This is a genomic window from Rhizobium altiplani (assembly GCF_001542405.1).
GTDB classification, from domain to species: Bacteria; Pseudomonadota; Alphaproteobacteria; order Rhizobiales; family Rhizobiaceae; genus Rhizobium; species Rhizobium altiplani.
In genome coordinates this window covers 120,853-145,300 of sequence record NZ_LNCD01000138.1, presented here as the reverse complement: position 1 = coordinate 145,300, position 24,448 = coordinate 120,853, and the positions used below count along the sequence as shown (strand labels likewise).

General features: G+C 57.7%; 24 protein-coding genes. 14 read left to right on the top strand and 10 right to left on the bottom strand.

Going from position 1 to position 24,448, the window contains the following annotated elements; all coding sequences use genetic code 11:
* Positions 1-49: 49 nt before the first annotated feature.
* The 9 genes from AS026_RS33990 to AS026_RS33950 all read right to left on the bottom strand — a co-directional run bounded on the left by AS026_RS33990 (position 50) and on the right by AS026_RS33950 (position 8,950).
* Entirely contained in the window at positions 50-1,399 is a 1,350-nt protein-coding gene (locus AS026_RS33990) for an MmgE/PrpD family protein (RefSeq protein WP_062375093.1), read from the bottom strand.
* A gap of 18 nt (positions 1,400-1,417) precedes the next feature.
* A complete protein-coding gene (locus AS026_RS33985) occupies positions 1,418-2,500 on the bottom strand; it encodes an ornithine cyclodeaminase (RefSeq protein ID WP_062375091.1) in 1,083 nt (360 codons plus the stop codon).
* A gap of 110 nt (positions 2,501-2,610) precedes the next feature.
* Positions 2,611-3,465: a carbon-nitrogen hydrolase family protein gene (locus AS026_RS33980; protein WP_082728659.1), complete on the bottom strand. Its 855-nt coding sequence runs from the start codon at positions 3,463-3,465 to the stop codon at positions 2,611-2,613.
* Positions 3,462-4,115 (bottom strand): RraA family protein, encoded by a 654-nt coding sequence (locus AS026_RS33975; RefSeq protein ID WP_062375089.1) that lies wholly within the window; start codon positions 4,113-4,115, stop codon positions 3,462-3,464. Before AS026_RS33975 ends, AS026_RS33980 begins: the two co-directional genes overlap by 4 nt.
* Before the next feature lie 22 nt (positions 4,116-4,137).
* Positions 4,138-5,004 (bottom strand): TauD/TfdA dioxygenase family protein, encoded by an 867-nt coding sequence (locus AS026_RS33970; protein ID WP_062375086.1) that lies wholly within the window; start codon positions 5,002-5,004, stop codon positions 4,138-4,140.
* Between the two features lie 115 nt (positions 5,005-5,119).
* Positions 5,120-6,199, bottom strand: coding sequence for an ABC transporter ATP-binding protein (locus AS026_RS33965; RefSeq protein WP_062375084.1), 1,080 nt, complete (start codon positions 6,197-6,199; stop codon positions 5,120-5,122).
* Complete coding sequence (locus AS026_RS33960; RefSeq protein ID WP_062375082.1) at positions 6,196-6,999, bottom strand: ABC transporter permease; 804 nt, start codon at positions 6,997-6,999, stop codon at positions 6,196-6,198. Before AS026_RS33960 ends, AS026_RS33965 begins: the two co-directional genes overlap by 4 nt.
* Positions 6,996-7,874 (bottom strand): ABC transporter permease, encoded by an 879-nt coding sequence (locus tag AS026_RS33955; protein WP_062375331.1) that lies wholly within the window; start codon positions 7,872-7,874, stop codon positions 6,996-6,998. The genes AS026_RS33960 and AS026_RS33955 overlap by 4 nt, the downstream gene beginning before the upstream one ends.
* 29 nt (positions 7,875-7,903) lie before the next feature.
* The gene (locus tag AS026_RS33950) at positions 7,904-8,950 is read right to left on the bottom strand and encodes an ABC transporter substrate-binding protein (protein WP_062375080.1); all 1,047 of its coding nucleotides are present in this window, start codon (positions 8,948-8,950) and stop codon (positions 7,904-7,906) included.
* Between the two features lie 395 nt (positions 8,951-9,345).
* On the opposite strand from AS026_RS33950, the gene trbB reads away from it, so the two are divergent.
* From trbB to trbI, 10 genes are read left to right on the top strand one after another with little or no spacing between them, the layout of a single operon-like run.
* Positions 9,346-10,329, top strand: a complete 984-nt coding sequence (gene trbB, locus AS026_RS33945) for a P-type conjugative transfer ATPase TrbB (protein ID WP_062375077.1) — start codon at positions 9,346-9,348, stop codon at positions 10,327-10,329.
* On the top strand, positions 10,319-10,702 hold the full coding sequence (locus AS026_RS33940) for a TrbC/VirB2 family protein (RefSeq protein ID WP_062375075.1): 384 nt from the start codon (positions 10,319-10,321) through the stop codon (positions 10,700-10,702). Before trbB ends, AS026_RS33940 begins: the two co-directional genes overlap by 11 nt.
* Positions 10,695-10,994, top strand: a complete 300-nt coding sequence (locus AS026_RS33935) for a conjugal transfer protein TrbD (protein WP_018856407.1) — start codon at positions 10,695-10,697, stop codon at positions 10,992-10,994. Before AS026_RS33940 ends, AS026_RS33935 begins: the two co-directional genes overlap by 8 nt.
* A 10-nt stretch (positions 10,995-11,004) precedes the next feature.
* Positions 11,005-13,458: a conjugal transfer protein TrbE gene (locus tag AS026_RS33930; RefSeq protein ID WP_062375073.1), complete on the top strand. Its 2,454-nt coding sequence runs from the start codon at positions 11,005-11,007 to the stop codon at positions 13,456-13,458.
* Positions 13,430-14,233, top strand: coding sequence for a P-type conjugative transfer protein TrbJ (gene trbJ / locus AS026_RS33925; RefSeq protein WP_062375071.1), 804 nt, complete (start codon positions 13,430-13,432; stop codon positions 14,231-14,233). The genes AS026_RS33930 and trbJ overlap by 29 nt, the downstream gene beginning before the upstream one ends.
* A 4-nt stretch (positions 14,234-14,237) precedes the next feature.
* Positions 14,238-15,419 (top strand): P-type conjugative transfer protein TrbL, encoded by a 1,182-nt coding sequence (trbL, locus tag AS026_RS33920; RefSeq protein WP_062375069.1) that lies wholly within the window; start codon positions 14,238-14,240, stop codon positions 15,417-15,419.
* A gap of 19 nt (positions 15,420-15,438) precedes the next feature.
* Positions 15,439-16,101 (top strand): conjugal transfer protein TrbF, encoded by a 663-nt coding sequence (locus tag AS026_RS33915; RefSeq protein ID WP_062375066.1) that lies wholly within the window; start codon positions 15,439-15,441, stop codon positions 16,099-16,101.
* 18 nt (positions 16,102-16,119) lie between these two features.
* Positions 16,120-16,932, top strand: a complete 813-nt coding sequence (trbG, locus tag AS026_RS33910) for a P-type conjugative transfer protein TrbG (protein WP_062375065.1) — start codon at positions 16,120-16,122, stop codon at positions 16,930-16,932.
* Between the two features lie 3 nt (positions 16,933-16,935).
* Positions 16,936-17,379, top strand: coding sequence for a conjugal transfer protein TrbH (trbH, locus tag AS026_RS33905; RefSeq protein ID WP_062375063.1), 444 nt, complete (start codon positions 16,936-16,938; stop codon positions 17,377-17,379).
* Between the two features lie 11 nt (positions 17,380-17,390).
* Positions 17,391-18,692, top strand: coding sequence for an IncP-type conjugal transfer protein TrbI (trbI, locus tag AS026_RS33900; protein WP_062375061.1), 1,302 nt, complete (start codon positions 17,391-17,393; stop codon positions 18,690-18,692).
* A gap of 406 nt (positions 18,693-19,098) precedes the next feature.
* Here the strand turns inward: trbI and AS026_RS33895 are convergent, their stop codons facing one another.
* Positions 19,099-19,770, bottom strand: coding sequence for a DUF938 domain-containing protein (locus AS026_RS33895; protein ID WP_062375058.1), 672 nt, complete (start codon positions 19,768-19,770; stop codon positions 19,099-19,101).
* Between the two features lie 426 nt (positions 19,771-20,196).
* Here AS026_RS33895 and AS026_RS33890 point away from each other — a divergent pair, with 426 nt between their 5' ends.
* From AS026_RS33890 to AS026_RS33875, 4 genes are read left to right on the top strand one after another with little or no spacing between them, the layout of a single operon-like run.
* Complete coding sequence (locus AS026_RS33890) at positions 20,197-21,264, top strand: ABC transporter substrate-binding protein (RefSeq protein ID WP_062375056.1); 1,068 nt, start codon at positions 20,197-20,199, stop codon at positions 21,262-21,264.
* Positions 21,245-22,327, top strand: coding sequence for a FecCD family ABC transporter permease (locus tag AS026_RS33885; RefSeq protein WP_082728657.1), 1,083 nt, complete (start codon positions 21,245-21,247; stop codon positions 22,325-22,327). Before AS026_RS33890 ends, AS026_RS33885 begins: the two co-directional genes overlap by 20 nt.
* Complete coding sequence (locus AS026_RS33880) at positions 22,320-23,078, top strand: ABC transporter ATP-binding protein (RefSeq protein WP_062375053.1); 759 nt, start codon at positions 22,320-22,322, stop codon at positions 23,076-23,078. Before AS026_RS33885 ends, AS026_RS33880 begins: the two co-directional genes overlap by 8 nt.
* The gene (locus AS026_RS33875; RefSeq protein WP_062375051.1) at positions 23,071-24,369 is read left to right on the top strand and encodes a hypothetical protein; all 1,299 of its coding nucleotides are present in this window, start codon (positions 23,071-23,073) and stop codon (positions 24,367-24,369) included. The genes AS026_RS33880 and AS026_RS33875 overlap by 8 nt, the downstream gene beginning before the upstream one ends.
* Positions 24,370-24,448: the final 79 nt, after the last annotated feature.

Below are 24,448 nucleotides of genomic sequence, written 5' to 3'. Positions count from 1 at the left end.
CGCAGTGTGCCCACACGACGCGCGCACATTGCGATGAACCCTGTCAGTCCTAGCGCAAGTCCAAATACTGTGGCATTTCCGCAAATAGCGGTCCTGCCTCACCCTGCGCCAGTGCCAGCACACCGTCGACAATGGCTTGTCGCTTCCCCGGCGTAATCCTGGCGGCTGTCAATCGACAGAACTTCTCCTCTATGCCGTGCCACAGCAGCGGCAAACCGGGATCTCCGAGTGGGCCACCCAAGTCGGAAGCAAACTTACCATTTTTTGTTTGAACAGTGACACGTGCCAGGGTTTCGGACGGAAAGAGGCGGTCGCTCTGATGATGAACCACGAGCTGAACCTTCTTTGCAACAGCAACGAGATCCGGGCGTGCAAGGCATTTGGTCGTTATCGGCAACAATCCGGAGGAGCCGTCAACAAGGGCAATCGCGAGACAGTAGGGAAGACTATACTGGACATCGACGAGGTTCTCCGGCGACGTGCGATTTGCAAGCCGGAGCGCCCAGCCGAACGTCTCGACATCGATCGAGATGAGGGTCTCTGACGTCAGACCATAGCGTTCAACAAGCTCAAGAAGCCGATCGAGAGCCGGATGTATGTAGCGGCAGCACGCATAGGGTTTGAAGTAAGTGCCGAGGATCTCCCAACGGTGACCGAGTTCTCCGAGTAGCAGCCGCGGGTCGTAGTAGTCAGGGTGATCAAACAGATCTGAAGGACCCGTAAAACCGCGACGCGCAAGCTCGAGAGCCATAAGCCCCGTGGCACTACTCCACGGGATGCCTTCCTTGACATCGTTGCCGGTCATCTTCGAGTAACCCGAGCTACCATTTGCCTGCTGGTTCGGGGCGAGCACGCCGGCAATTGCAAGCGCCTGAGCGGTCACCGCTGGTGAAGCCTTGAGCAAGACCGCCGCGGTTGCGGCGGATGCGATGGCAGCCCAGCGTCCCGACTGCCGCGTGGAAATAGTTTGCGGGTTCTGTGCCGCTGCCGTCCTCACTCCAATGTCGTAGCCTGCGACAATTGCAGCGATGATGTCGTCGCCGTCAAGCCGTTGCGTCGAGCCGATGGTAAGGGCAGTCGTTACCACTGAGGCTCCGGGATGGCCTCGTGCTGCCCGGTGACCGTCGTCGATATCAAGGGCGCAGGCCGCTGCTGCATTGCAGAAAAGGGCGCCGACAGCGGCCAATTCCTGTCCCGAAAACCATATCGGCGTCTCGCCCTTGCCAAAGAGGGTTGCTGCGGATCGGCGCGCTGCCGTTGCACTGTCGGAGGAATGACCGACGATGGCAGCACCGATAAGATCAAGAACACACTTGATTGCCATGTTGCGCGTCTCGGCGAGGGGAGGTCGAGCGGCGACAGTCGAGATATGTTCGGCGAGTATTTCGGAAAGGTACAATGAACCGCCTCCCTTTGATCAAGTCCGGGTTGCCAGCATGTGATCGTTGTACGCACGGTATTTTTTGTAGGTCGCCTGTGCGACATAAAGATCGAGCATCGGGAGGCCAACGCAGGTGACGCAGGTCGGTCCTTCCTGCTCGACGTGCAAATCACCGGAGCTCGAAAGCTCTGCTACTCCGATCAACGGGCCGACTTGCTCGAGGGAAAGGCCGCGCCTGGAGAAATGCAGCGCAATACTTTGCGAATTTCGGCGAGAGACGGTCGCTACGTCATCGCAGACGACAAGACCCGATCGAAGTGCTCGCTGGAGGTATGTCTCTGGGACCTCATCTCCACCGAGATGCAGCGATATGGCGCGTCGATGAAGGGCGCAATCATCAAACAGAGGTGTTCTGGCATTCGTGGCCGTGATCACAAACCGGCAGAACGGTAGGCGTGTGGTGTCGCTTGCAGGGATGACTGGGATCGTCGTGCAACCCGCGATATCTGCCATCAGTGCCTCAAGGCCCTCCCTGCTACGCCCACGCACCACGATCTCTTCGATCCTGTCTGCGAAACGGAAATCAAGGCACTCAATCACGCTGCGGGCGATTGGGCCCGACCCGAACAAGAAGACTGATAGCTTGTCCCTTGGATTCGTGAACATGTCCAGAACCGTCGTTGCATATGTGCCCGTGCGCCGGGCGGACATTGCGGTTCCTTCCATCACAGTCACGAGGCGCAGGGTTCGCTTCTCCAGCAGCAGTACGGTCGAGGTCGATCGCGGAAAGCCGAGATTGCGGTTGAACGCGTTGGCACCGATGATCTTGACGCCGCCGAATTGATCATTGACGCTGTAGAGGCACGACAATTTCCATCCCAACCGCTCGTTCTTAAACTGGGACTTGAATGGAGCGACGCTTTCGACCTCCCAGAAGGCTTCCTCTGGCAGCGACAGCACGGACTTGCCACCAAACGACTTTCCTGACCGGATGTCCCGCCAAGCCGCATCTGTTGCGTCAAGAAGCTCCTGCGTGGTCAGGTCGGCGCCTGCGCCGCGGATCTCTTCACAATTGAGAAATTTCACATCGCGACTAGCTTGAATGTTCTGTTCCTGCATGGACGGTTTCTCCTTCTCGCCAATCGGAAGAACCTAGCGATCCGGAGGAAACGGCAGGATGAAGCTTGGATAAATTTCTGGGGAAGCAAAGCGCTTGCGAAACGCCGGCGCTACATGCGTTCCGGCTTGATGTGGAGGTGTTTGCCATCAAGGAGCACCCGATGCTCTGACATCGGAATCAGGCGCCGTACTTCGACAAGGCGATGCGGATCGATTTCGACCTGGAGAACTGCCGGAAAGTGGCCGGCTTTGCCAATCACCGTTCCCCAGGGGTCGCAAACAAGAGAGCGGCCTAACGTTTCCCGACGCGGGCCGCCGGGAGTGGGGTAACTGCCACATTGACCACATGCGACGAAGTAAGCCTGATACTCAATCGCCCGCGCCCTGCATAGGACCTCAAAGTGCGCGCGTCCGGTTTGGCGGTTGAACGCAGCAGGGAGAATGAAGATATCGACCATCTCGCTGGCCAGCCGATCGAACAGGCGCGAGAAACGAAGATCGTAGCAGATCACGCATGCGATCCTGTATCCATTCAACTCGTAGATAAGAAGATCATCGCCTGGTGTCACAACCGACGATTCCGCGTATGTCATCCCGTTCGGCGCCGTTATGTCGAACATATGAATCTTCCGATAGCGGCCGACCTCCTCGCCGCGAGCATTAAACACGATCGTCGTGTTGTACACGGGCCCGTCGTTGCGCTGCCGTTCCAGCAAGCTGCCGGCATGTATCCAGACTGAATTGTCCTTCGCAAAACGCTCGATGAAACCGTAGGCCTCGCCGCCTGGGACGCGATCGGCGGCGCGCCGTTTGTCATCTGCGGTTCCTCCCATCCAATCGAAGTGCTCAGGTAAAACAATCAGGTCGGGAGTTCCGCGCATCGCTTCGTTCATCAGCCGTTCGGCCTGAACCAGATTCTGGCGGCGGTCCGGTTGCGAGTTCATTTGAATCAACGCGATTTTCACGATCCGGTCTCCGGCTGGAATTCAAAAATCGATCTGCCTGCCGCCAGATGCGTTCGCACGGCGACCGATCTTTGCTGGCGTTGCCTTGCTGCTTCAGCAATTTGGCGCATCCGGTTGGCATCGGCGACGAACACTCCGGAACGGTCGGCAAGAACTGCCTGGCCAGGCAACACGGCGGTACGTCCACAGGCGACGGGAACATTCAAGGAACCACCGATGCTGAATTGACGATTGGTGGTCTTGGAGGACACACCCCGGCACCAGACCGGCAATCCAACTTCCACGATCTCCTCGACATCAGTACATGGACCGTCCACGACGATGCCAACGGCGCCCTTCGCCATGGCCGCCATTGCCACCCCGCCTCCCACGCAGGCGATGTCATCACCGTCGACACGAGAGATCACAAGCATATCGCCGTGCATGAGCTGGTCGATCGCCCTGTAGATGATAGAACCGTCGCGGCCGGGGGCCGCGACGGTTACGGCAACTCCGGCCGCATGAGCCGGGAACAGCGGAAGGACCTGACTTCCCACAAATCCCACATGCTCCACGTGGCCGATCGTCGCCGTCTCTACCGATGACAATAGTTCGATCAGGTCAGGATTCAGGGGTGGATGGCGATCCATCAATTGATAGAACATTGTCACGGATAGCTCTTCGTTTTGGGGATCAGACTGGGCGTTCGCCTGAGGTCGTCGTACGGTGCATGACCCGGATGAAGGCCGGATCAAATGAATCGCGACGATGCATCGTGCATCGATTGTCCCACATCATGATGTCTCCTTCGTCCCACTGCTGCACAAAGACTTGCTTGGTGCTGGTCGTGTGATCCCACAGCTCGGCCAACAGCGCACCGCTCTCGTCGCGGCTCATTCCGACGATCCATGCGCCGTCAATTGTTCCGCCGAGATAAAGTGCCTTGCGACCCGTCTCGCCATGAGTGCGAACAAGTGGGTGCACGACGCCGCTCCACTCGCGATAGTCCTGGCTCTTCGGGGTCGATTTTCCCAGCCGCAGCTTGCCCGTTTTGTCATAGACGTTCTGGAAGAAGATCTGCCGTCCATCGACGGCTGCTTTCAGTGTCGCCGGCAGTGTTTCGTAGGCAAGATAGGTCGACAGGAAGTAGGTATCACCGCCTGAGGGAGGGACTTGAACTGCACGCAAAATCGCCCCAGCCGGAGGCTTCTCGTAGAACCATGTGTCCGTATGCCAGGTGGCCTCACTGTTTCCCATGGCTCCACTGGGCTTGCCGTCGGTCATTGCGTTGCTGATGACAAGAATTTCCCTATGCGTTGGATGTCCTCCTTCCTGCAACTGCTTCGGGTGGATGACAAACTCGCCGAAATGCCGGGAGAATGCCACCTGCTGCGCGTCTGTGATGCGGGTCTGCTTGAACCGTATCACCCCATACTGCAGCCAGTACCCTCGGATCGCCTCGATGTCGCGGCTGTCGTATCGGTCGAAATCAAAACCCTCGATATCAGCACACACGTTGCTGGAATGCTGAATGGCCTTAAGCCGCTCCTTTGTAAGCATTTTCATCTCCTATAGTGACCTTCTCGATTAGGTCACGGTGATCCTAGAGCGGGCCCCTGGGAGATCTCCAATATGAACCCCGAGGCATTGATGCGGCTGCTTTATCGATCGCTGCTCAATCGGCCAGGAGTTTCAATGCACAGGCAGGAATGCCGAGCTTCAGCTGTTGCCCAGGGGCCGGCAATGCGTCCGACCCTGCGGAAGGAACCAAAACGCTGACGTGAATTTCGGGCGCGAGTTCAATGCTCATCTCGAGCGATGCCCCAAGATTTATCACTCTTCGCAACATACCTCTAAGCACGTTGAAATCCTCCGGAACCGGAGCGTCGTCGACAAGCGGTTGGATGTCTTGGGGTCGAATGACACAATAGCGGGCATCTCCCTTTCCGCGCGTCGCGCGAAGTCTTATGTCGCACCTGTCGATTGCAGCATCCCATGCGGCTCCAGTCGACGTTACCTCCCTCAATGTCAGAATATTGGACTTCCCGATGAAGTCGGCGACAAAGGTCGATTGTGGATCGCCATAGATGGAACCGGGATCCCCTTGCTGCGCGACGGCCCCTTTCCACATGACGACGATGCGATCGGACATTGCCATCGCTTCTTCCTGGTCATGGGTGACATAGATGAAGGTCATGCCCAGTTCCTGCTGCATCTCTTTCAGTTCCGCACGCATTGCTTCGCGCAGTTTCAGATCAAGATTCGATAGAGGCTCGTCGAGCAAAAGAACCGAGGGTCGTGGCGCAAGCGCCCGCGCCAGGGCGACGCGTTGCTGTTGTCCGCCCGACAGCGCTCTGGGATAGCGGTCTGCCAGTGTGTCGAGATGAACCCTGCGAAGTGAAGACTGAACGATTGATCCAATTTCGCTCTTTGGCGTGCCCTTCATACGCAGACCGAACGCAACATTTTCGGCGACGGTCATGTGTGGAAAAAGCGCATAGTTCTGAAAAACGAGGCCAATGTTTCGGCGTTCGGGAGGAACATCAACCTGGCTGCGGCCGCGAATGCGGATGTCGCCGCCCGACGGCGCGCTAAACCCGGCGATCATGTTGAGGGTTGTGGTCTTCCCGCACCCGGAAGGTCCGAGAATACTGACGAATTCTCCCTTCGGAAACTTAAGATCAATGTTTGTGACGACCGATATCGGACCGAAAGATTTGCTGACGGAGATCAGCTCCACGTCGATTGCACTCATTTGCTACCACCATGCAGTTGGGCGGAAAAACCGCCGAGTTTTTCGAAGCTGAAAATCACGATCAGAATGAAGGCCATGGATGCGACGTTGACCGCAGCCATGACGGGGTCGAGGCTGTATTCGAGATAGTTTATGACGGTGATCGGCAGCGTGGTTTCTCCCGGTCGCACCAGAAACACCGAGAGCGGAATATTGTTGAATGAGATAATGAATGCGAATGTCACCCCTGACAGAACACCCGGCTTGATCGCAGGCAGGAGGATGAACCTGATCCGCTGCCATTGATTTGCCCCGAGAATCTGGCCCGCTCGGAAGAGGTTGCAGTCAAAGTTTGCAATCGACGTGGCAACCATGCGAACCACAAAGGGAAGCGCAAGCACGCAGTGACCGGCAATGAGAGCCGGCGTTCCGAGCAACGGCTGTAGTCCGATCACGGACAAAAACAGAACCACTGCCACACCCTTTACGATCTGCGGCACGGAAAGCGGCGAAAGGAGTGCGGCCATGACGACCTCGCTTCCTGCGAACTTCTCGTAAACGACGACATAGGCAGCAACGGTTCCAATCGCGCCACTTACGGCAGAAACGACAATGGCAATTTTGACGCTTAGCCAAAACGGTCCAAGCCACCGCTCCGACGCAAGATCGAAGTACCATTTGACCGTCCACTCCCACGGCCGAAATGTCACGTCGCCGGTTGGACTGAGAGACGCTGCAAAGACCACCACTATTGGCAGCGCGATGAAGGCGATTACCAGTGCGAGAGCACACCAAAACAGCGCGGATATCACTCTGTTCATTTCATACCTCCTGCGACGCTCTGATGCTTTTGGCGACAACCCGCCTCGAAACGAACCCCGGCGTATGAGACTGCGAGCATGAGGATCAGCAGCGCATTCGCCATGACGGCTGCGAAGGACCAATCGATATAGAAGAGGACCTGCTCGGAAATCATGGTCGCCAGGACCTTGAAGCTGGCTCCGCCGAGCAGCGCCGGCGTCGCATAGGCGCTAGCAGCCATTGTAAAGGAAAGAAGGAATGAGCTTATGAGACCCGGAACCGACAGAGGAAGCAGGATGTGCCAGACAACGGCATGACGCGGCGCTCCCAATATCTGGGCTGCACGTTCGAGGTTGTCGTCTATGCCTTGGATACTTGTCGTCAAGGACAGGATTGCGAAAGGCAACACGACATGGGTCAGACCGATGACCACCGCAAACAAGTTCTTCGACAAGGGAAGCGGTGACGAAATCAGCCCCGCGTGAAGTAGGACATCGTTGATGAAACCCCTGTCTTCCAGGATGATGAGCCAGCCATAGGTTCGCAGAACGACACCGGCAAGCTCGGGCGCGAGGGCGATGGCAAACACGATTGAACGCCGCCACCCTCTCGAACGCGCCAGATAGTAGGCAACTGGATAGGCGAGCAAGGTTGCCGAAATCGCAACCAGACTCGACATGAGAGTTGTCCTCCAAAAGCCGAGGAGTGACAGGCCGTCGGTAAAAAAACGCGAATAGCTAAGAAGGCTCATTCCCTGCGATGATGGATTGTGAAAGCTCATTCCGATCATCATTCCCATCGGCAGAGCGAAGAAAAATACCAGCAGACAGGTCGCTGGTGACAATCCCAGAAACCTGATCCAACCCCTGGCAAACACTCGCCGTTTGCCAGGCATCTCCAAGGCAATAATAGTCATAGGACCCCTCAATTTGCGTGCGCGACAACGTCGCGTTCCCACTGTTCCGCCCATTTGGGCAGGCGTTCTGCGACGGTAGTCAGGTTCGGCAAATGAAGGGAATTCAAGTCTGCATCTGAGGTGATCTGGCGTGCTTTTACCGCGGCCGGAACATCGATGTCGGTGCGGGCGCTTCCCACCTTGTAACCACCCACCCACGCTTCCTGACTGGTCTTCTCCAGGAAGAAGTCAATGAACTTTCTCGCAGCATCCTTATGCTCGGCGCCGATTGGAATGTTCAGCGTGGCGACAAGCGGGATGGTGCCCTCCTTTGGCTTGATGTAATCCACAGACAAGCCGCTATCGACAAGCAATTGCGCCCGGCCGCTCCAGAAAGGCATCGCCCAGACCGTTCCATCCTTTATGTAGCTCTCGAGAATTGCGGAACTCTGTTCGAAGCCGATCGATTGCTTGGCGATTGCGGCCACCGCCCTGAACCCAGGTGCGAGATTGTCGACGAGGTCGCCGCCATTCATCAGTGAGAACATTTCGACAAGGTAGATGGCCATGGTGTTTTGAAATGTCGGCAGCACGACCCGACCCTTGAGGTCGCTTGAGGCAAGTGCTGACCAAGATACCGGCGGCGTTGCCAACTTGTCCGTGCGATAAAGCAACGACATGTACTGGACCTCGTGCACAGCACCGCAGGGACCGGCCGTTTCCGTCAGTCGTCGCGAGAGTTTCGCAAGGTTCGGGATGCTATTTGCGTCAAGCTTTTCCAGAACGCCGTCCTTACAGCCCTGCAGCGATTGAGAGGCGGTCATGACGACCACGTCAAAGCCGGGCCGGCCCATGGTCGCCTTGATCTTCGCATAATCCTGCGAGGCTGAGCCGACGGGATCATAGATGACATCTATCCCAGTTCGCTGCTCGAATGGCTCGATGATGGCCTTGCGGATGATGGCTTCGTAAGGTCCTCCATAGCTATTGACGACAAGCGTTTCCGCGCGCAGCGGCGTGGCAATAGCTGCGACCGCGAAGGCCGACACAGTGAAAATTCGCCTTGTTCTTCCCATGACATGATCTCGCTTCTTGGCGTTGTTCCCATGGGAATGGTCTTCAGCAGACCGCCAGTGGTCCAATATCGGATTTCAACGATTCATGTGCTGCGCAGATGAATTGGCCTGCCATAGGACCCCGAACGGGTCGAGCGCTTCTGCCGTCATTAGTTTCTGAAATGGATCGGAACCAATCGTTTAATGCCTGCGCCCGGCCCGGCTCCTCGCCAGCGTCGCGCTCCGACGTCGGCCAAGTTCCGCCCACGGACCGCGGGTTAACGAAACGTCGCCGACGAGAAATCACTAACAAGTTTGCGAGTGGATATCGGATCGCAAGTGGGCAATTTTCACCTCCAACCGCACTTTCCCGGTGCGAACCAGCAGAACGAAATTGCACTCCAACCGAAGGTCGCATGGTGACAATGCAACATCCTGCTCAAGTTCGTTTGATCAGCAAATTGCGTCATGCCCTGGGCGACCGCCTGTGTGCCGCAATTGATGACCCGAGTGTCGTTGAAATCGTCTTGAACCCTGATGGCAAGGTCTTTGTCGAACGGTTAGGCCAGGGGTTCTCACCGCACGGCCAAGTGGCCTCAGCGGCAGCAGAAATCGTCATTGGTACGGTCGCACACGCGCTGCAGTGCGCTGTCGACACCGACCACCCCATCATCTCGGGTGAGCTCCCGATTGGCGGCCACCGCTTTGAGGGGTTGCTGCCTCCGGTAGTCGCAAAGCCGACATTCACGATACGCCGAAGGGCGTCTTCACTCATCCCGTTGGACGAGTATGTCAGCTCGGGTACCATGACAGAAGCGCAGGCCGCGACCATCCGAAATGCGGTCAGCTCGCGTTTGAATATCATCATTTCGGGCGGAACTGGTTCGGGAAAGACGACACTTGCGAACGCTGTCATCGACGAGATCGTCAAGTGCGCTCCTGAGGATCGCCTCGTTGTGCTCGAAGACACCGCCGAGATCCAGTGCGTAGCCGACAATGCGGTTCTGCTGCACACCAGCGACGCTGTTGACATGGCCCGGCTGTTGAAGAGCACGATGCGCCTGCGCCCCGACCGTATCGTTGTTGGTGAAGTCAGAGACGGTGCTGCACTCACATTGCTGAAGGCATGGAACACCGGTCATCCTGGGGGGGTGGCCACGATCCACTCCAATACCGCAGTCTCGGCGCTACGCCGTCTGGAGCAGCTTACCGCTGAGGCAAGCATGCAGCCAATGGAGGCGGTCATCGGGGAGGCAGTCGATCTGATTGTCTCTATTGAACGCACTCCGCGGGGCCGACGTGTGCGCGACATCATTCGGGTCAGACGTTTCGTCAATGGCCAATACGAAATCCAATCCGACCAACCAACCGAAGAGCAGGAGCGTCGCCGTGCCACATAGGAAAATTCCGCTTGCTATCGCTTTTTTCAGCGCAACACTCCTTTTCGTGACAGTGATGCCCGCGCTCGCCAGTTCCGGCGGCGAGCTTCCCTGGGAGGGCCCGCTCGAACGGATCCAGCAATCGATCACGGGCCCCGTCGCCGGTTACATTGCGCTGGCTGCCGTCGCGATCGCCGGGGGGATGCTGATTTTCGGCGGCGAACTCAACGATTTTGCGCGACGTCTGGTGTACGTGGTCCTTGTGGCCGGTATCCTCCTTGGCGCTACGCGGATTGTCGGTCTGTTCGGTGCAACAGGCGCATCGATCGGATGGATCGATGATCAACGCTCCTCATCGACGGTGTTGGATCGAGAGGAGAAAGCAAATGGCTGAATCCCTGTCCGGCTTGCGACGAAACCGCATCCATCGTGCATTGTCTCGCCCAAATCTTCTGATGGGCGCTGACCGCGAACTGGTGCTGATTACTGGCTTGGCAGCAGCCATTCTCATCTTCGTGGTGTTGACTGTGTACTCTGCAGTGTTCGGCGTCGCGGTGTGGATTGTCGTCATCGGCCTGCTACGCATGTTGGCGAAGTCGGATCCGCTCATGCGTCAGGTCTATATCAGGCACATTTCATACAAGCCTTTCTACAAACCAACCACCGCGCCGTGGCGCAAATACTGAGGAGGTGGGCATGGTTGCTTTGAGCGCATTCAGGATCACGGGTCCCTCTTTTGCAGATCTTGTTCCCTATGCAGGCCTTGTCGACAACGGCGTGCTACTCCTCAAGGACGGGAGCCTTATGGCTGGCTGGTACTTTGCCGGACCTGATTCAGAGAGTGCGACCGATCTGGAGCGCAATGAGCTTTCGCGACAGATCAACGCCGTTCTGTCGCGACTTGGCAGTGGATGGATGATCCAGGTCGAAGCGATCCGTGTTCCGACCGTCGACTACCCCTGCGAGGACCGCTGCCATTTTCCCGACGCGGTCACGCGAGCAATCGATGCCGAGCGCCGCGCTCATTTCGTACGAGAACAGGGGCATTTTGAAAGCAAGCACGCAGTGATCCTGACCCATCGGCCACTTGAGGCTAAGAAGTCCGCGCTCAGCAGGTACATCTATTCTGACGAAGAAAGCCGCAAGAGGTCTTACGCGGATACAGTGCTCGCCATTTTCAAGAATGCAGTGCGAGAGATCGAACAGTATCTTGCCAATACGCTCTCTATCCGACGCATGGAAACACGTGAGACAAGCGACCGGGGTGGGACGACGGTTGCCCGATACGACGAACTTCTGCAATTCATCCGCTTCTGCATCACGGGTGACAATTATCCCGTCCGCTTGCCGGATGTGCCCATGTATCTTGACTGGCTTGTAACGGCACAGCTTGAACATGGGCTGACGCCGAAGGTTGAGAACCGATTTCTCGGTGTGGTTGCGATCGACGGGTTGCCCGCCGAAAGCTGGCCGGGGATCTTGAACGCTCTCGATCTGATGCCGCTGACCTACAGGTGGTCATCGCGCTTCATTGTCCTGGACGCGGAAGAAGCCCGCCAGAAACTCGAGCGCACCCGGAAGAAATGGCAGCAAAAGGTACGACCCTTTTTCGATCAGCTGTTTCAGACGCAAAGCCGCTCCATAGATCAGGACGCTATGGCCATGGTGGCCGAAACGGAGGACGCGATCGCACAAGCCTCATCCCGGCTTGTCGCCTACGGATACTACACGCCGGTTGTCATCCTCTTCGACGGGAACATCGAGGCGTTGCAAGAAAAAGCCGAGGCAATCCGCCGGCTGGTGCAGGCAGAGGGTTTTGGAGCGAGGATCGAAACGCTGAATGCAACGGACGCCTATCTCGGCAGCCTACCCGGCAACTGGTACTGCAACATCCGTGAACCGCTTATCAACACCAGTAATCTCGCAGATCTCATTCCCCTTAACTCCGTGTGGTCTGGCAACCCGACGGCACCGTGCCCGTTCTACGCACAAAACTCTCCACCGTTGATGCAAGTCGCCAGCGGCTCGACGCCCTTTCGACTGAACCTTCATGTCGACGATGTCGGTCACACGCTGATCTTCGGTCCAACAGGCTCAGGCAAGTCGACGCTACTCGCACTCATTGCTGCTCAGTTCCGGCGATACGAGGGAGCACAGGTCTTTGCCTTTGATAAAGGTCGTTCTCTGCTTCCACTGACTTTTGCCTGTGGTGGCGATCATTACGAGATCGGCGATAGCGAAATGCAAAAGCCGGCGCGTGCGTTCTGCCCTCTATCTGATCTCGGTACGGACGGTGATAGGGCCTGGGCGATCGAATGGATCGAGATGCTCGTCGCACTTCAGGGGGTTACCGTCACCCCGGATCTTCGCAACGCGATTTCCCGTCAGATTGGGCTCATGGCGACTGCTCCCGGCCGATCGCTTTCGGATTTCGTGTCTGGTGTTCAGGTCCGTGAAATCAAGGATGCTCTTCATCCCTACACGGTCGACGGACCAATGGGTCAATTGCTCGATGCCGAAGAGGACGGGCTGGCAATTGGTGGATTCCAGTGCTTCGAGATCGAACCTCTGATGAGCCGCGGCGAGCGCAATCTTGTCCCTGTTCTCAGCTACCTTTTTCGACGAATCGAGAAGTGTCTCGATGGCTCGCCAAGTCTGATCCTCCTTGACGAGGCGTGGCTGATGCTTGGCCATCCCGTTTTCCGGGACAAGATTCGCGAATGGCTGAAGGTTCTCCGGAAAGCGAATTGCGCTGTCGTTCTCGCCACGCAATCCATTTCTGATGCCGAGCGCTCTGGAATCATCGACGTTCTGAAGGAATCCTGTCCGACAAAGATCTGCCTTCCGAACGGTGCCGCCCGTGAACCTGGCACGCGCGAGTTCTATGAGAGAATTGGATTCAACGAACGCCAGATCGAGATCGTCGCGAGCGCGATCCCGAAGCGGGAATATTACGTCGCATCACCGGAAGGGCGACGTCTGTTCGACATGTCGCTCGGTCCAATTGCTCTTAGTTTCGTTGGGGTCTCAGGCAAGGAAGACCTCAAGCGCATCCGCGTATTGAAGTCCAATCATGGTGAGGACTGGCCAGTCCGATGGCTTGAATCGAGAGGAGTCCACGATGCCGCATCGCTATTCAATATCGCATAAGAGGCTTGTCGGACTAATCGCCTGCACGCTCATCTTGGGTTCGGCCGCAACCGCTTCTGCAGGTTCGGTCACTGGCGCGGCTACCGAATGGACACAGCTCGCCAACAACGCCCAGCTCGTCGATCTTCTGAAAAGCTCGGGCCTTCAGGTCGACAATCAACTGAGGCAGATCAGCCAGTTGGCAGAGCAAATTCAAAACCAACTGAATATCTACAAGAACATGCTGCAAAACACCGCATCGCTTCCCGATCACATCTGGGGGCGGGTGGAAGACGACCTCAACCAGCTCCGCGGCATCGTTGACCAGGGGCAGGGCATCGCCTTTTCGATGGGCAGCGCGGACGATGTGCTGAAGCAGCGGTTCAAGAGTTATGCCGAGCTTCAGGGCGCCCTTTTGAAGGGCGAGGATCTTTCTTCAACATACCAGACCTGGTCCGACACCAACCGGGACACCATTGCCGGCACATTAAAGGCGGCCAGTTTGACCGCCGACCAGTTCGACGGCGAAGAGAGCACGATGCGCTCGCTCCGCAGCATGTCGGAGACGGCGGACGGGCAAATGAAAGCCCTGCAGATCGGCCACGAGATTGCCGCGCAACAAGTCGCCCAGATGCAGAAACTGCGCGGCCTCGTTTCGCAACAGATGACAATGGTGGGAACCTGGCTTCAATCAGAACAGACCAAGAATGACCTGGCGCAGAAGTTGCATGAGGAATTCTTCCATTCAATCGCTCCGCCTACATCCGGTGGCGAGAAGATGAAGGTGGAATGGTGATCCCATGAACCAGGCGCTTGCCCAAATCAGAACCGCTGCAGCACTCGCGGCCTTCACAATCTTGCTGGTGCATCCCGCGCTTGCCCAAGAGGGGGCTGCCCTGACTTCACTTCAGATTCAAATCACCTCCGCTGCCAAGGGATGGGAAACGAAGGTCATGGACGCCGCTCGCTCGCTCTTCTGGATCTTGGCGACTATTGAGATCGGAATTGCCTCCATATCGCTCGCGCTACAAGCGGCTTCACTGGACGCCTGGTTCGCTGAACTCGTTCGGCGGATCATGTTCGTCGGCTTCTTTGCCTTCGTCCTCGCCCAAGGACCAACATTTGCAAAAGCCGTCGTCGACAGCCTCTTTCAGATTGGAGCCGGGGGTGAGGCGGCCTCGCCCGCAGACGTGTTCAATACCGGACTCACCGTCGCGACCAAGATGGCGGAAAAAGTTCGCTTCGGGCCGTTCCACGAGACCGCGCTTGCGATCTCAGCGGCTTTTGCGATGGTGGTGAGCGTCATTGCTTTCTCTTTGGTCGCTGCGATCTTTGTGTCCGTGATGGTCGAGATGTACCTCGGCTTGCTCGCAGGCATGATCATGCTCGGTCTTGGAGGGTCATCCTTCACCAAAGACTTCGCCATACGATATCTCGTATACGCGTTCTCTGTCGGGATGAAACTCATGGCACTTGTCATGATCTCGCGCATCGGGTCCGAGGTCCTGATCGGACTGGCCGATGACCCGGACTTTGGCAATCACTTCCAAACTGCGCTCGCGATCGCCGGCATAGCTGTCGTTGTCTTCATTATCGCAATGTACGTGCCGAACATCATACAGGGTGTCGTGCAGGGAGCCTCGGTTACGGGCGGTATGGAGGTCATTCGACACGGCGGTCAGGCCGGTTCAGTCGCCTTGGCCGGCTTCTTTCTGGGTACGGGCGCTATCATCGCAGGATTTGCTGCTGCAAAGGAAGCTCGCGCCGCCGGGTCCTCGCTTGCCGGGGCTGCCGCGCGCGGCATCGGTGCTGGCATCAGCTCCGCCGGCAAAGCAGTCGCATCGGCAGCGAAGGAAAAGGCGATCGGCTCGCCCGGTGCCTATGCCGGCTCGATCCTCGGCCTTGCCAATGCCAAACTCGATGCCGGCTTGAGCGGTCGCGCTGGCTTTAAGCCACCTCCCGAACGCAGCGATAAACCGTGATCCTTAGGAGAGAAATCGAATGGCAGCAAACCGGCCTTCCGAAAACCCGTACCTTGTCGCCAGGCAGGAATGGTCCGAGCGCTACGGCTCTTACGTCAAGGCCGCTGCTGCATGGCGGACCGTCGGGATCCTCGCTCTCGCAATGGCAGTGACGGGCTTTGGGTATGCTTTGTACCTCAGCACTCAGGTCAAGCTGGTCCCTTACATCGTCGAGGTGGATAAACTTGGCACCTCGGTCACGTCAGGTTTCCCGGAGCAGATCGAATATGCCGACGCACGCGTGGTCAGGGCGGCACTTGGCAATTTTGTAACCAGCTTCCGGTCGATTACGCCGGATGCCGTGGTGCAGAAGCAATATATCGATCGCACCTATGCCCTTCTACGAACTTCCGACCCCTCGACGCAGAAGGTAAATGCTTGGTTTCGCGGCAATTCGCCGTTCGAGAAGGCCAAGACATCGACGGTTGCCATCGAGGTGAACAACATCGTGGCACTCTCGCAGCAAACCTATCAGATCGACTGGACGGAGTACGAGAGGGACCGCAAGGGCAAAGAAACCGGCACGCGCCGTTTTCGCGGGATCGCAACGGTTGCACTGACCGCGCCACAGGATGAGGCAATCATCCGCGTTAACCCGATCGGCCTTTACGTTCGGGATTTCGACTGGACGGCACAGCTTTAAGGGCAGGGGAGTTTCCGAATGTACAAAACAGAACTGATGGCAGCCTTCGGCTGCATGGTCGGACTCGTCTTCGCAGGCGCTTCGCTTGCGCAAGGCATGACGCCAAATGAGGTCAAGGCGACGGACGTCTCGAGGAAGTGGCGAGGAACGCCGGCCCTTGTTGCAACGGGTCCGGACGGGAAGGTCATGTTTCTCTTTGGCGAAACCCAGCCCTCGATCGTCTGTTCTCCACTGCAGGTTTGCGACATCGAGCTTCAGGGGGGCGAAATCGTACGCGACGTCCTCGTCGGCGATACTGTCCGATGGAACGTCGAGCCTGCGACATCAGGTGCAACCAGTGGGCAGGCGATCCATCTTGTCGTGAAGCCGTCGGAGCCTGGCCTGTTCACATCGATGGTCGTCACGACGTCCCGCCGGACCTATCATATCCAGCTCAAATCGCACCCAAGCCAGTATATGGCGCGCGTCGGTTTCGAGTATCCGGAAGACGTATCGACCAAGCTGGCCGACGTCAATGCACGACTGCAAACTGGAAGCAACTTTGGCGCAGCCCCTGAGAGACTGAGTTTTTCCTATTCGCTCAGCGGTTCGGCGGCGTGGAAACCAAAGCGCGTTTATTCCGACGGGGCCAAGACCTACATCCAATTTCCAAAGTCGATCGCGGGTCAAGACGCCCCTGTACTCTTTGTCGTTTCCGGTGGGCAGAACCGGATCGTCAATTATCGCATGAAGAACGACATCATGGTCGTCGATTACGCGCTCGACGAAGCAATCCTTGTATCGGGCGTCGGTTGGCACCAGCAGAGAATTACTATTCGGCGCGGAGGCTGATCAATGCACAAATTGGCCCCCTGCTTGCTTATCACGTGCAGCCTCTTTTCTGGATGCCAGGCGGCTGGCGGACCGATTGACACCTATTCGGCACCGGGAGCCGCCGTCGGGCCAGTCGCCGCAAGTGCCATCGCAGGCGATATGGCAAGCCAGTTTGCCGAGCAGATCGACAGACCGGTGAGGACACCCATCAAGATGGATGCGGACGGCTCGGACTATGCAACCGCGCTTGAGGCAGCACTGAGGGGATGGGGTTTTGTCGTCATCACGGACGGGAGAGTCGGCAAGAACCACAAGCCAATCCAACTCACCTACTCGATCGATAGCCTCAATGGCGAGGTCCTTGCTCGCGTGATGACACCGTCGATCGCGCTTGGCCGCGCTTATGCGACGACAACCGCGGGCGCCACGCCCGCAAGCCCGCTCTCCATCATGCAACGACAGTAAGAGAGACAACAATGGTCCAGTCGCTTCAGCTTGGCGCCACGAGCAATGCGGTCGATCAACAAGGTATGCGCCGCCTCAATCGCCTGCCGATCGTCATTGCCATTGTCATCACCGTGCTGTTCCTCGGTGTCGTGGTGGTCGGACTTTCCTGGCGTGGGACAACGTTCAATGGTGGGAATGATTTCGACACCACGTCGAACACGCCGGCAACGAATTTCGCAGACCAGCTGAAGAAAGGTATTTCCGACGGCATCATCGGCGAGCCGGAAAGGCAGGAAATATTCCAGCCAACGCCGCGGGCAATCGAGAAGGAGCCCGTCAAGCAGCCGGTTGCCGAACATGAACCGATTGACCGACAAGAGCGGCGACTTAGACTTGAATCTGAGGAGGAGTGGAGGACGCGGCTAAAGCGCGAACAGGACGAACAGTTCTTGCGCGAGGCACAAAGGCAGCGCATGGCACGCCTTCAGGCACGCGTGACCGCCTATGACTCTCCGTTGAAAGTGGATATTTCCGATGCTGAGCAGACTTCCACAGGCACCAAAACCGGTGATCCACAGAACCTTAACGACGGCACAAGTGGCGCATCCGATCTTTATGCGGCGGCGATGAAGCCGGGCTTGATCAGCCAGAATTTTGATCCGAGCGGTCAGGTCTCGAAGGAGGCTTTTTTCAATCAGGACATCAAGGACCTTGGTTACCTCTCAAAGCAGGTCGTGCCGCAGTTCTCGCCATATGAGCTGAAGCGCGGTTCTGTGATACCGGCAACTCTCATCACTGGTCTCAATTCCGACCTACCCGGGAGGGCAATTGCTCAGGTCAGCGCAAATGTCTACGACAGCGCAACCGGTTACCGCCTTCTCATCCCGCAAGGCGCCAAGCTGTTCGGACGCTACGATTCCAAGGTCTCGTTCGGCCAGCAACGCGTCCTCGTTGTGTGGACCGACATCAGTTTTCCGAATGGGTCAACGCTGCAGCTCGGCGGCATGGCGGGCACCGACGCGGAAGGATACGGCGGGTTCAAAGACAAAACCGATCGTCACCTCTGGCCTACCTTTGGGTCGGCGGTTCTTATCGCTCTGCTAGGGACCGGGATCGATATGGCGATACCCGAGAGTTCAATGCTTGCGACACAGGACACGGCCTCCGATGCTGTGCGACGAAACTTTGCGGAAACCTTCGGTCGGGTGGCCGAGCAAACCATTTCCAAGAATCTGAACGTTCAGCCGACAGTTCGGATCAGGCCTGGCTACAAATTCAATGTTCTGGTCGATCAGGACATTATCTTTCCCTCGCAGTATGTTGAAAACTAATAGCCTTTGTCTCGGCAACCGACGTTTTTTGAGTGTGGAGAATGGAGACGTGCGGCGACGTTTTGGGCAGTTGGACACTCACTGATAATATTAAGCATCGTGCAGCGGCGAGTGTATCCGACGTTGATTTCTAGCTGCAGTACCTCGAGCATGGCAGCAAATCCCGGAACCCGTTACCGCTTCAGTGGTGGCGTTGAAAAAACTCTGCGATTGCCGCTTGGAGGATGCAGCCTCCTGTGAGCCTGTGGACAACCGCTATCGGAGGTGGGCTCAAGGGATGAACGCAACACACCATTCTTGCTAACGAGGAGCGTGGACATGACGCGTCCTCCCATTTCTTGTCACAGGGGCAGCATCGTTGGCACCTTTGCGGTCCGGCCATCTCCGGGTCTGTGACGATTGTCGTTCAGGCACTGCCGGTGGAGAAAACCAGCAACATATTGTTGGTAGGCATCTCGATCGTCTCGCGGAGATTAAGTCCCGCGGCCTCACCCACGTGTTCAAGATCAGCGATATCACGCACACCCCAGGATGGGTTTCGCTCCTTTAGCGCCGCGTCGAAAGCAGCATTCGAGGGGGCGTTGTGTGCGCCGTCGCGCATGAATGGGCCGTAGAGGACAAGAAGCCCACCAGCGCGAAGCAAGCGGCCAGCTCCTGCGAACAATCCTAAGCTTGCCGCCCATGGCGCGATATGGATCATATTGATCGACAGGATGGCGTCAAAATGCTCCGTTTGTTCGACGCCCCATTGTCCTGAGCAAACATCAATATCCCGCGGTGCCAGCACATTCTCCAGCCCTGCGAATTTGATCCAGCTGGACGTGCTGGCGCGGGCGTCGGCATCCGGATCGCTCGGCTGCCAGGTGAGATTGGGCATTGCGTCCGCAAAACACACAGCGTGCTCGCCGGTCCCGCAACCAATCTCCAGCACGGCGCCATGTGTTGGAAGGACACGTTTTAGGACCGCGAGGATCGGCGCCGAATTTCGCGCAACGGAAGGCGAAAACATCCGCTGGTCGGCGCTTACGTCGCGCTGTTCCAGCGCAACAGGCGCACGGCCCTCCTTCTCTGTGGGCATGGGTCTTGAATCCCCTTTGAGCGATGTCTCCCATTTTATAGCTGAAATGATGGGACTGAAACCAGAGATTTCGAACTTCCGAAGGGAAGCGTCGGCGCGTGCGTTCGGCCGAGGGCGACCGAACGTCCACTTCGCGTCAAATCACGCGCCCACCAGACTCGAGGAATGCTTTCGCATGAGCGACTCCCGCCATGCGGGGCCAACGCTGACAACGCTGCTCCGCCGCGCCAATGCGATCGGCGTGTCACTATCCGCCAGCCGAAGCTCCCCACCTGGATAGCCATTGGTTGAAAACGAGCGTCTCCAGACCTTCGGCTGGATGGAGGAACTATTTTCGAACCCCGCGCGCAGTAGACATGCAGACTAAACTTGACTACGACACTCATCAATTGTGCAACAAATTGGGTTTGATTCCAGGAGACGATCATGTCCAGCCGCCTTCGTACGTTATCCGCATTCACCATGTCCTTGGCACTTTTTGCACCGGCGACGCTGCATGCCGAAAGCTCGTTTACCGATCACCGAGGGAAAACGATTACGTTTGAAAAGCCACCGGAGCGCGTTGTCGCCATCGTCCGGTCCGCGCCGATAATCTATCGCGCCGTCGACGAAAAGGCAGGCAACATCGCCGGGATGAACAAGGATTCGCTGGACCGCTATTTCACGAAGGGCATCTACGCCGAGATGCTGCCGGAAATGGCGAAGATCAATTCCAGCGCGGCGCAGGACGGATTCGTACCCAATGTCGAGGCGATCCTCGCGCAGAAGCCGGACGCGGTAATCCAGTGGACCCACGACGAAAAGATTATCGAGCCACTGGAGCGCGTCGGTCTCACCGTGGTGGGCTGGCAGTGCTGCACGGAGCAAGACCGCCTCGACTACATCACGCTAACCGGCTACATGACCGGCCGTAACGACCGCGCCCAGGCGATCCTGAAGACGCAGGCGGATACGTTGAAGGCACTCGACGGCAAGGTAGGCAAGCTCGACAAGTCCAAGCTTCCCAGTGTACTTCATATCGACAAGGTGGCCGACCAGATCCAGGTCATCGCCAACGGTTCGCAAGACCTTTCGCTCAGCGGCGTAACCAACCCGGCGGCGGACAATACGGGCGAATGGTGGCGTACCGTCGATTTCGAACAACTGCTCGTCTGGAACCCCGACATCATCGTGATTCCGGCCTATGCCAGCGACCTCAACCCCAAGGATTTCTTCGACAACCCGGTGTTGGCCAGCCTGAAGGCGGTCAAGGAAAAGCGGGTCTATAAGCAACCCGTATTCGCTCGCACGCCCGATGCGCCCGAAATCTTCCTGACGTCGGAATGGCTCGCTGCGATTGCCCATGGCATCGATTTCGCGCCCGAATTCAAGAAGCAGATCGCCGACACCTATAAGCTGATCTACGGCGCCGACTTGTCCGCCGACCAGGTGAAGGCGATTCTCGAATCCGAAAGCAACGCTCCGGCGACGAAATATGTCGAGATCTTCGGTTAAGGCGTTGGCGGCCGGCAGCGCATCCGGCTGGGCGGGGCGGAAACTGGCTTCGATTTCCGTCCTTCCCGTCATGATCTGCCTTCTCATTCTTGCGGTTCTCTATTCCGTGACGATTGGGCGTTACGATCTTTCCGTCACTGACGTCACCTATATCCTGATGGACAACGTCCACCCGTTGACCATTCCCTATTGGGATCCGGTGCAGGAGGTCGTCGTCGAGCAGGTGCGCTTGCCGCGTATCCTGGCGGCGGTGATTGTCGGTTTCGGCTTGTCGGTTTCGGGCGCGGCGCTGCAAGGCCTGTTCCGCAATCCACTGGTCGATCCAGGCATCATCGGTGTGACGTCTGGCGCGGGTTTCGGCGGAACGCTGGCAATTCTCTTCGGATTGCAGGGATACTTCCTGCTGACGATGGCATTCCTCTTCGGCATCGGCGGCGTTTTCCTCGTCAAGCTCTTATCGACGGTGCGGGGGCGGACCAGCATGCTGACGCTGGTCCTGGCGGGCGTGGTGATATCGGCTTTCTTTTCGGCGGCGATTTCCATTGCAAAACTGCTGGCCGATCCCTTTCAGAAGCTGCCTGCCATTACCTACTGGCTAATGGGAAGCATCGCCTCCACCAACTATCTGGATGTTTTGCTGGTCGCCGCTGCCGTGGTACCGTCCTCCGTTGCCATCTATCTCCTGCGTTTCCAGATCAACATCCTTTCACTTGGCGAGGAAAAGGCACGGGCGCTCGGCACGAAGGTCGTGCTGGTGCAGTGGATCATCCTCATCGCCTCGGCGCTGATTTCGGCGGGCGTGGTCGCGACCTCCGGTATCATCGGCTGGGTCGGGCTCGTCATTCCGCACGTCGCTCGCGTGCTCGTCGGCGCCGACCACCAGCGGCTGCTACCTGTCGCAGGCGTTCTCGGCGCGATCTACCTGCTGATGGTCGACAACCTCGCCCGCACCATGACCACGGCTGAGATTCCGCTCGGCATCATCACCGCGCTAATCGGCGTTCCCGTTTTCGCGGTAATCCTGCGCCAACTGCATGCTAAGGGGGGCTGGTCCAGTGATTGAAGCACGCAATCTCACCGTCGAACGTGGCGGCCGGATCATCCTGAGGGACTACAGTCTGAGCCTGGAGCGCGGGCGGATACTGTCGGTGCTCGGTGCCAACGGTGTCGGCAAGACTACCCTCATCAACACGCTGATCGGCGTTCTGAAGCCCAAATCCGGGCGACTTTCGATCGGTGGGCAGGTGGGCTTCGTGCCGCAACTCTTCGACGTGCCGTTCGCCTATTCCGCGCTCGACATCGCCCTGATGGGAAGGGCGCGTCATCTCGGCCTGTTCGGCGCGCCGGGCAAACGGGACTACGAGATCGTCAGGCATTACTTCCAGATGCTTGGGATCGAAGATTTCGAGTCGCGGGCATTCAATTCTTTGAGCGGTGGCCAGAGGCAGTTGGTCATGATCGCCCAGGCACTAACCTCGGAATGCGATCTGCTGGTGCTCGACGAACCCTGCGCGGCGCTCGACTACAAGAACCAGGACAAGGTCCTCGGCCTGCTTGAACACCTTCGGGACACGCACGGGATGACAATTGTCTTTTCCACCCATATGCCGCAGCACGCCGTGGAGATCGCCAGCGACGTGCTGTTGATGACGAGCGGCAGTAAATATGTCTGCGGGCAGACCGAAGAAGCGCTCACCGCCGCAAACCTGACGGTACTCTATGACCTGCCCATCGCGCGCGCGGATTTCGGCGGGCTCGCCAAGCATACCTACGCGCCGGTGTTCCGCCATGACGGAGTTCGTTTCGATGTCTGAAGTGATCGAACCCCCGAAACGGATTGCCTATATTCACTGGGGCAATAGCTGGCAGCTCAGAAGCTTTCAGGATTTCCGTCACTACATCGACGACTGCATTTACATCCACGATCTACCGAAGGTGAACCTCTCCTCCTACGCGGCAGTAATCATGCCGGATGCGATGGACTCGGCCGCGCCGCTTCCGCATGCCTGGCAATTGAATGCCTACCTGCAGGGTGGCGGTTTTTTGGTCGTCTGCCTTCAGGGTCATGCCGACTGGCTCGATATTCCCGGCTTGACATGGACGCCCGGCAACTGTCGCGACTGGCTGTGGTGGACAAAGGGCGAAAAGCTCGAGGTCAAGCTGTCGGTGCCACGTCATCCGATTACCGAAAGCTTGCCGCTGTCGCATATGAGTTGGCATTGGGGCGGCTCCTACAACGTTCCGGAAGGTGCGCGTTCCATCATGGAGATCGACGACGGGCGCGGCAGCCTGTTTCTCGACTTTCCGTCGCTGCCGGGCGGCGGGCGGCTGCTGCTCGCGACTCTGGACCCCCATTCGCACAATGGCCAGCGCTTCATGCCGGCGACCACGCGCTTCCTGCGCTCCTTCTATCCTTGGCTCAACCGCGAGCTCGGCATCGAGCGTTCGGCCAGAAACCGCTTCACCTATCTGCAATGCTCGCATGTTCCCTCCGAGTGGCATCCGGAATGGATCGCGGAAAGCCTTGGGATTGCCGGTTTCGAGCCCCGGTTCGCCCCACAGTATCAACTCGGACTCGACCTGCTTGAGAAGACGGATACGCTCTACATTCCGAGCAGCCATGACGAATTCTTCCTGAAAAGCCGGGCCGATGATCTCCTCGCCTTCCTGGCGCGGGGCGGAAACCTCATCATATGCGCGGAGCCGTGTCAGCCGTGGCTACCCTTCATGGCGCCGTTCCACGCCGTACCGTCGCGTCCCTTCGCGAACATCAAGGTTCGCGTGCGCGAGGACCGGTTCGGCATATTCGCCGACCTCGGAGAAGACTTCGACGGCTGGGCGGGCATTTTCGGGCAGTATGCGCGCGGATGGACCGATCCGCCGCCCGGTGCGATCTGGCTCACCGATGTCGGTACTGAAAACGACCCGAAACCGGCGGATTGGATCTGGCAGTATCCGACCGAGACCGGCCGTGGAGGCTACGTCTTCATGCACAACGGCGACAACTTGACCCGATATCCGGATCATGGACCCGCCAAGGAGCGGCTGGTTGCCAACATCGCCGTCGCTCTCAGGAAGCTTTCAATGGGGGAAACGCTGTTCTAGATATCGGTCCTCTATCTGACGCTTCTCAGCGGTGTCCGACGCAAATCTGCCGTTCACTTCCAACGTCCGCTTAGGGCCA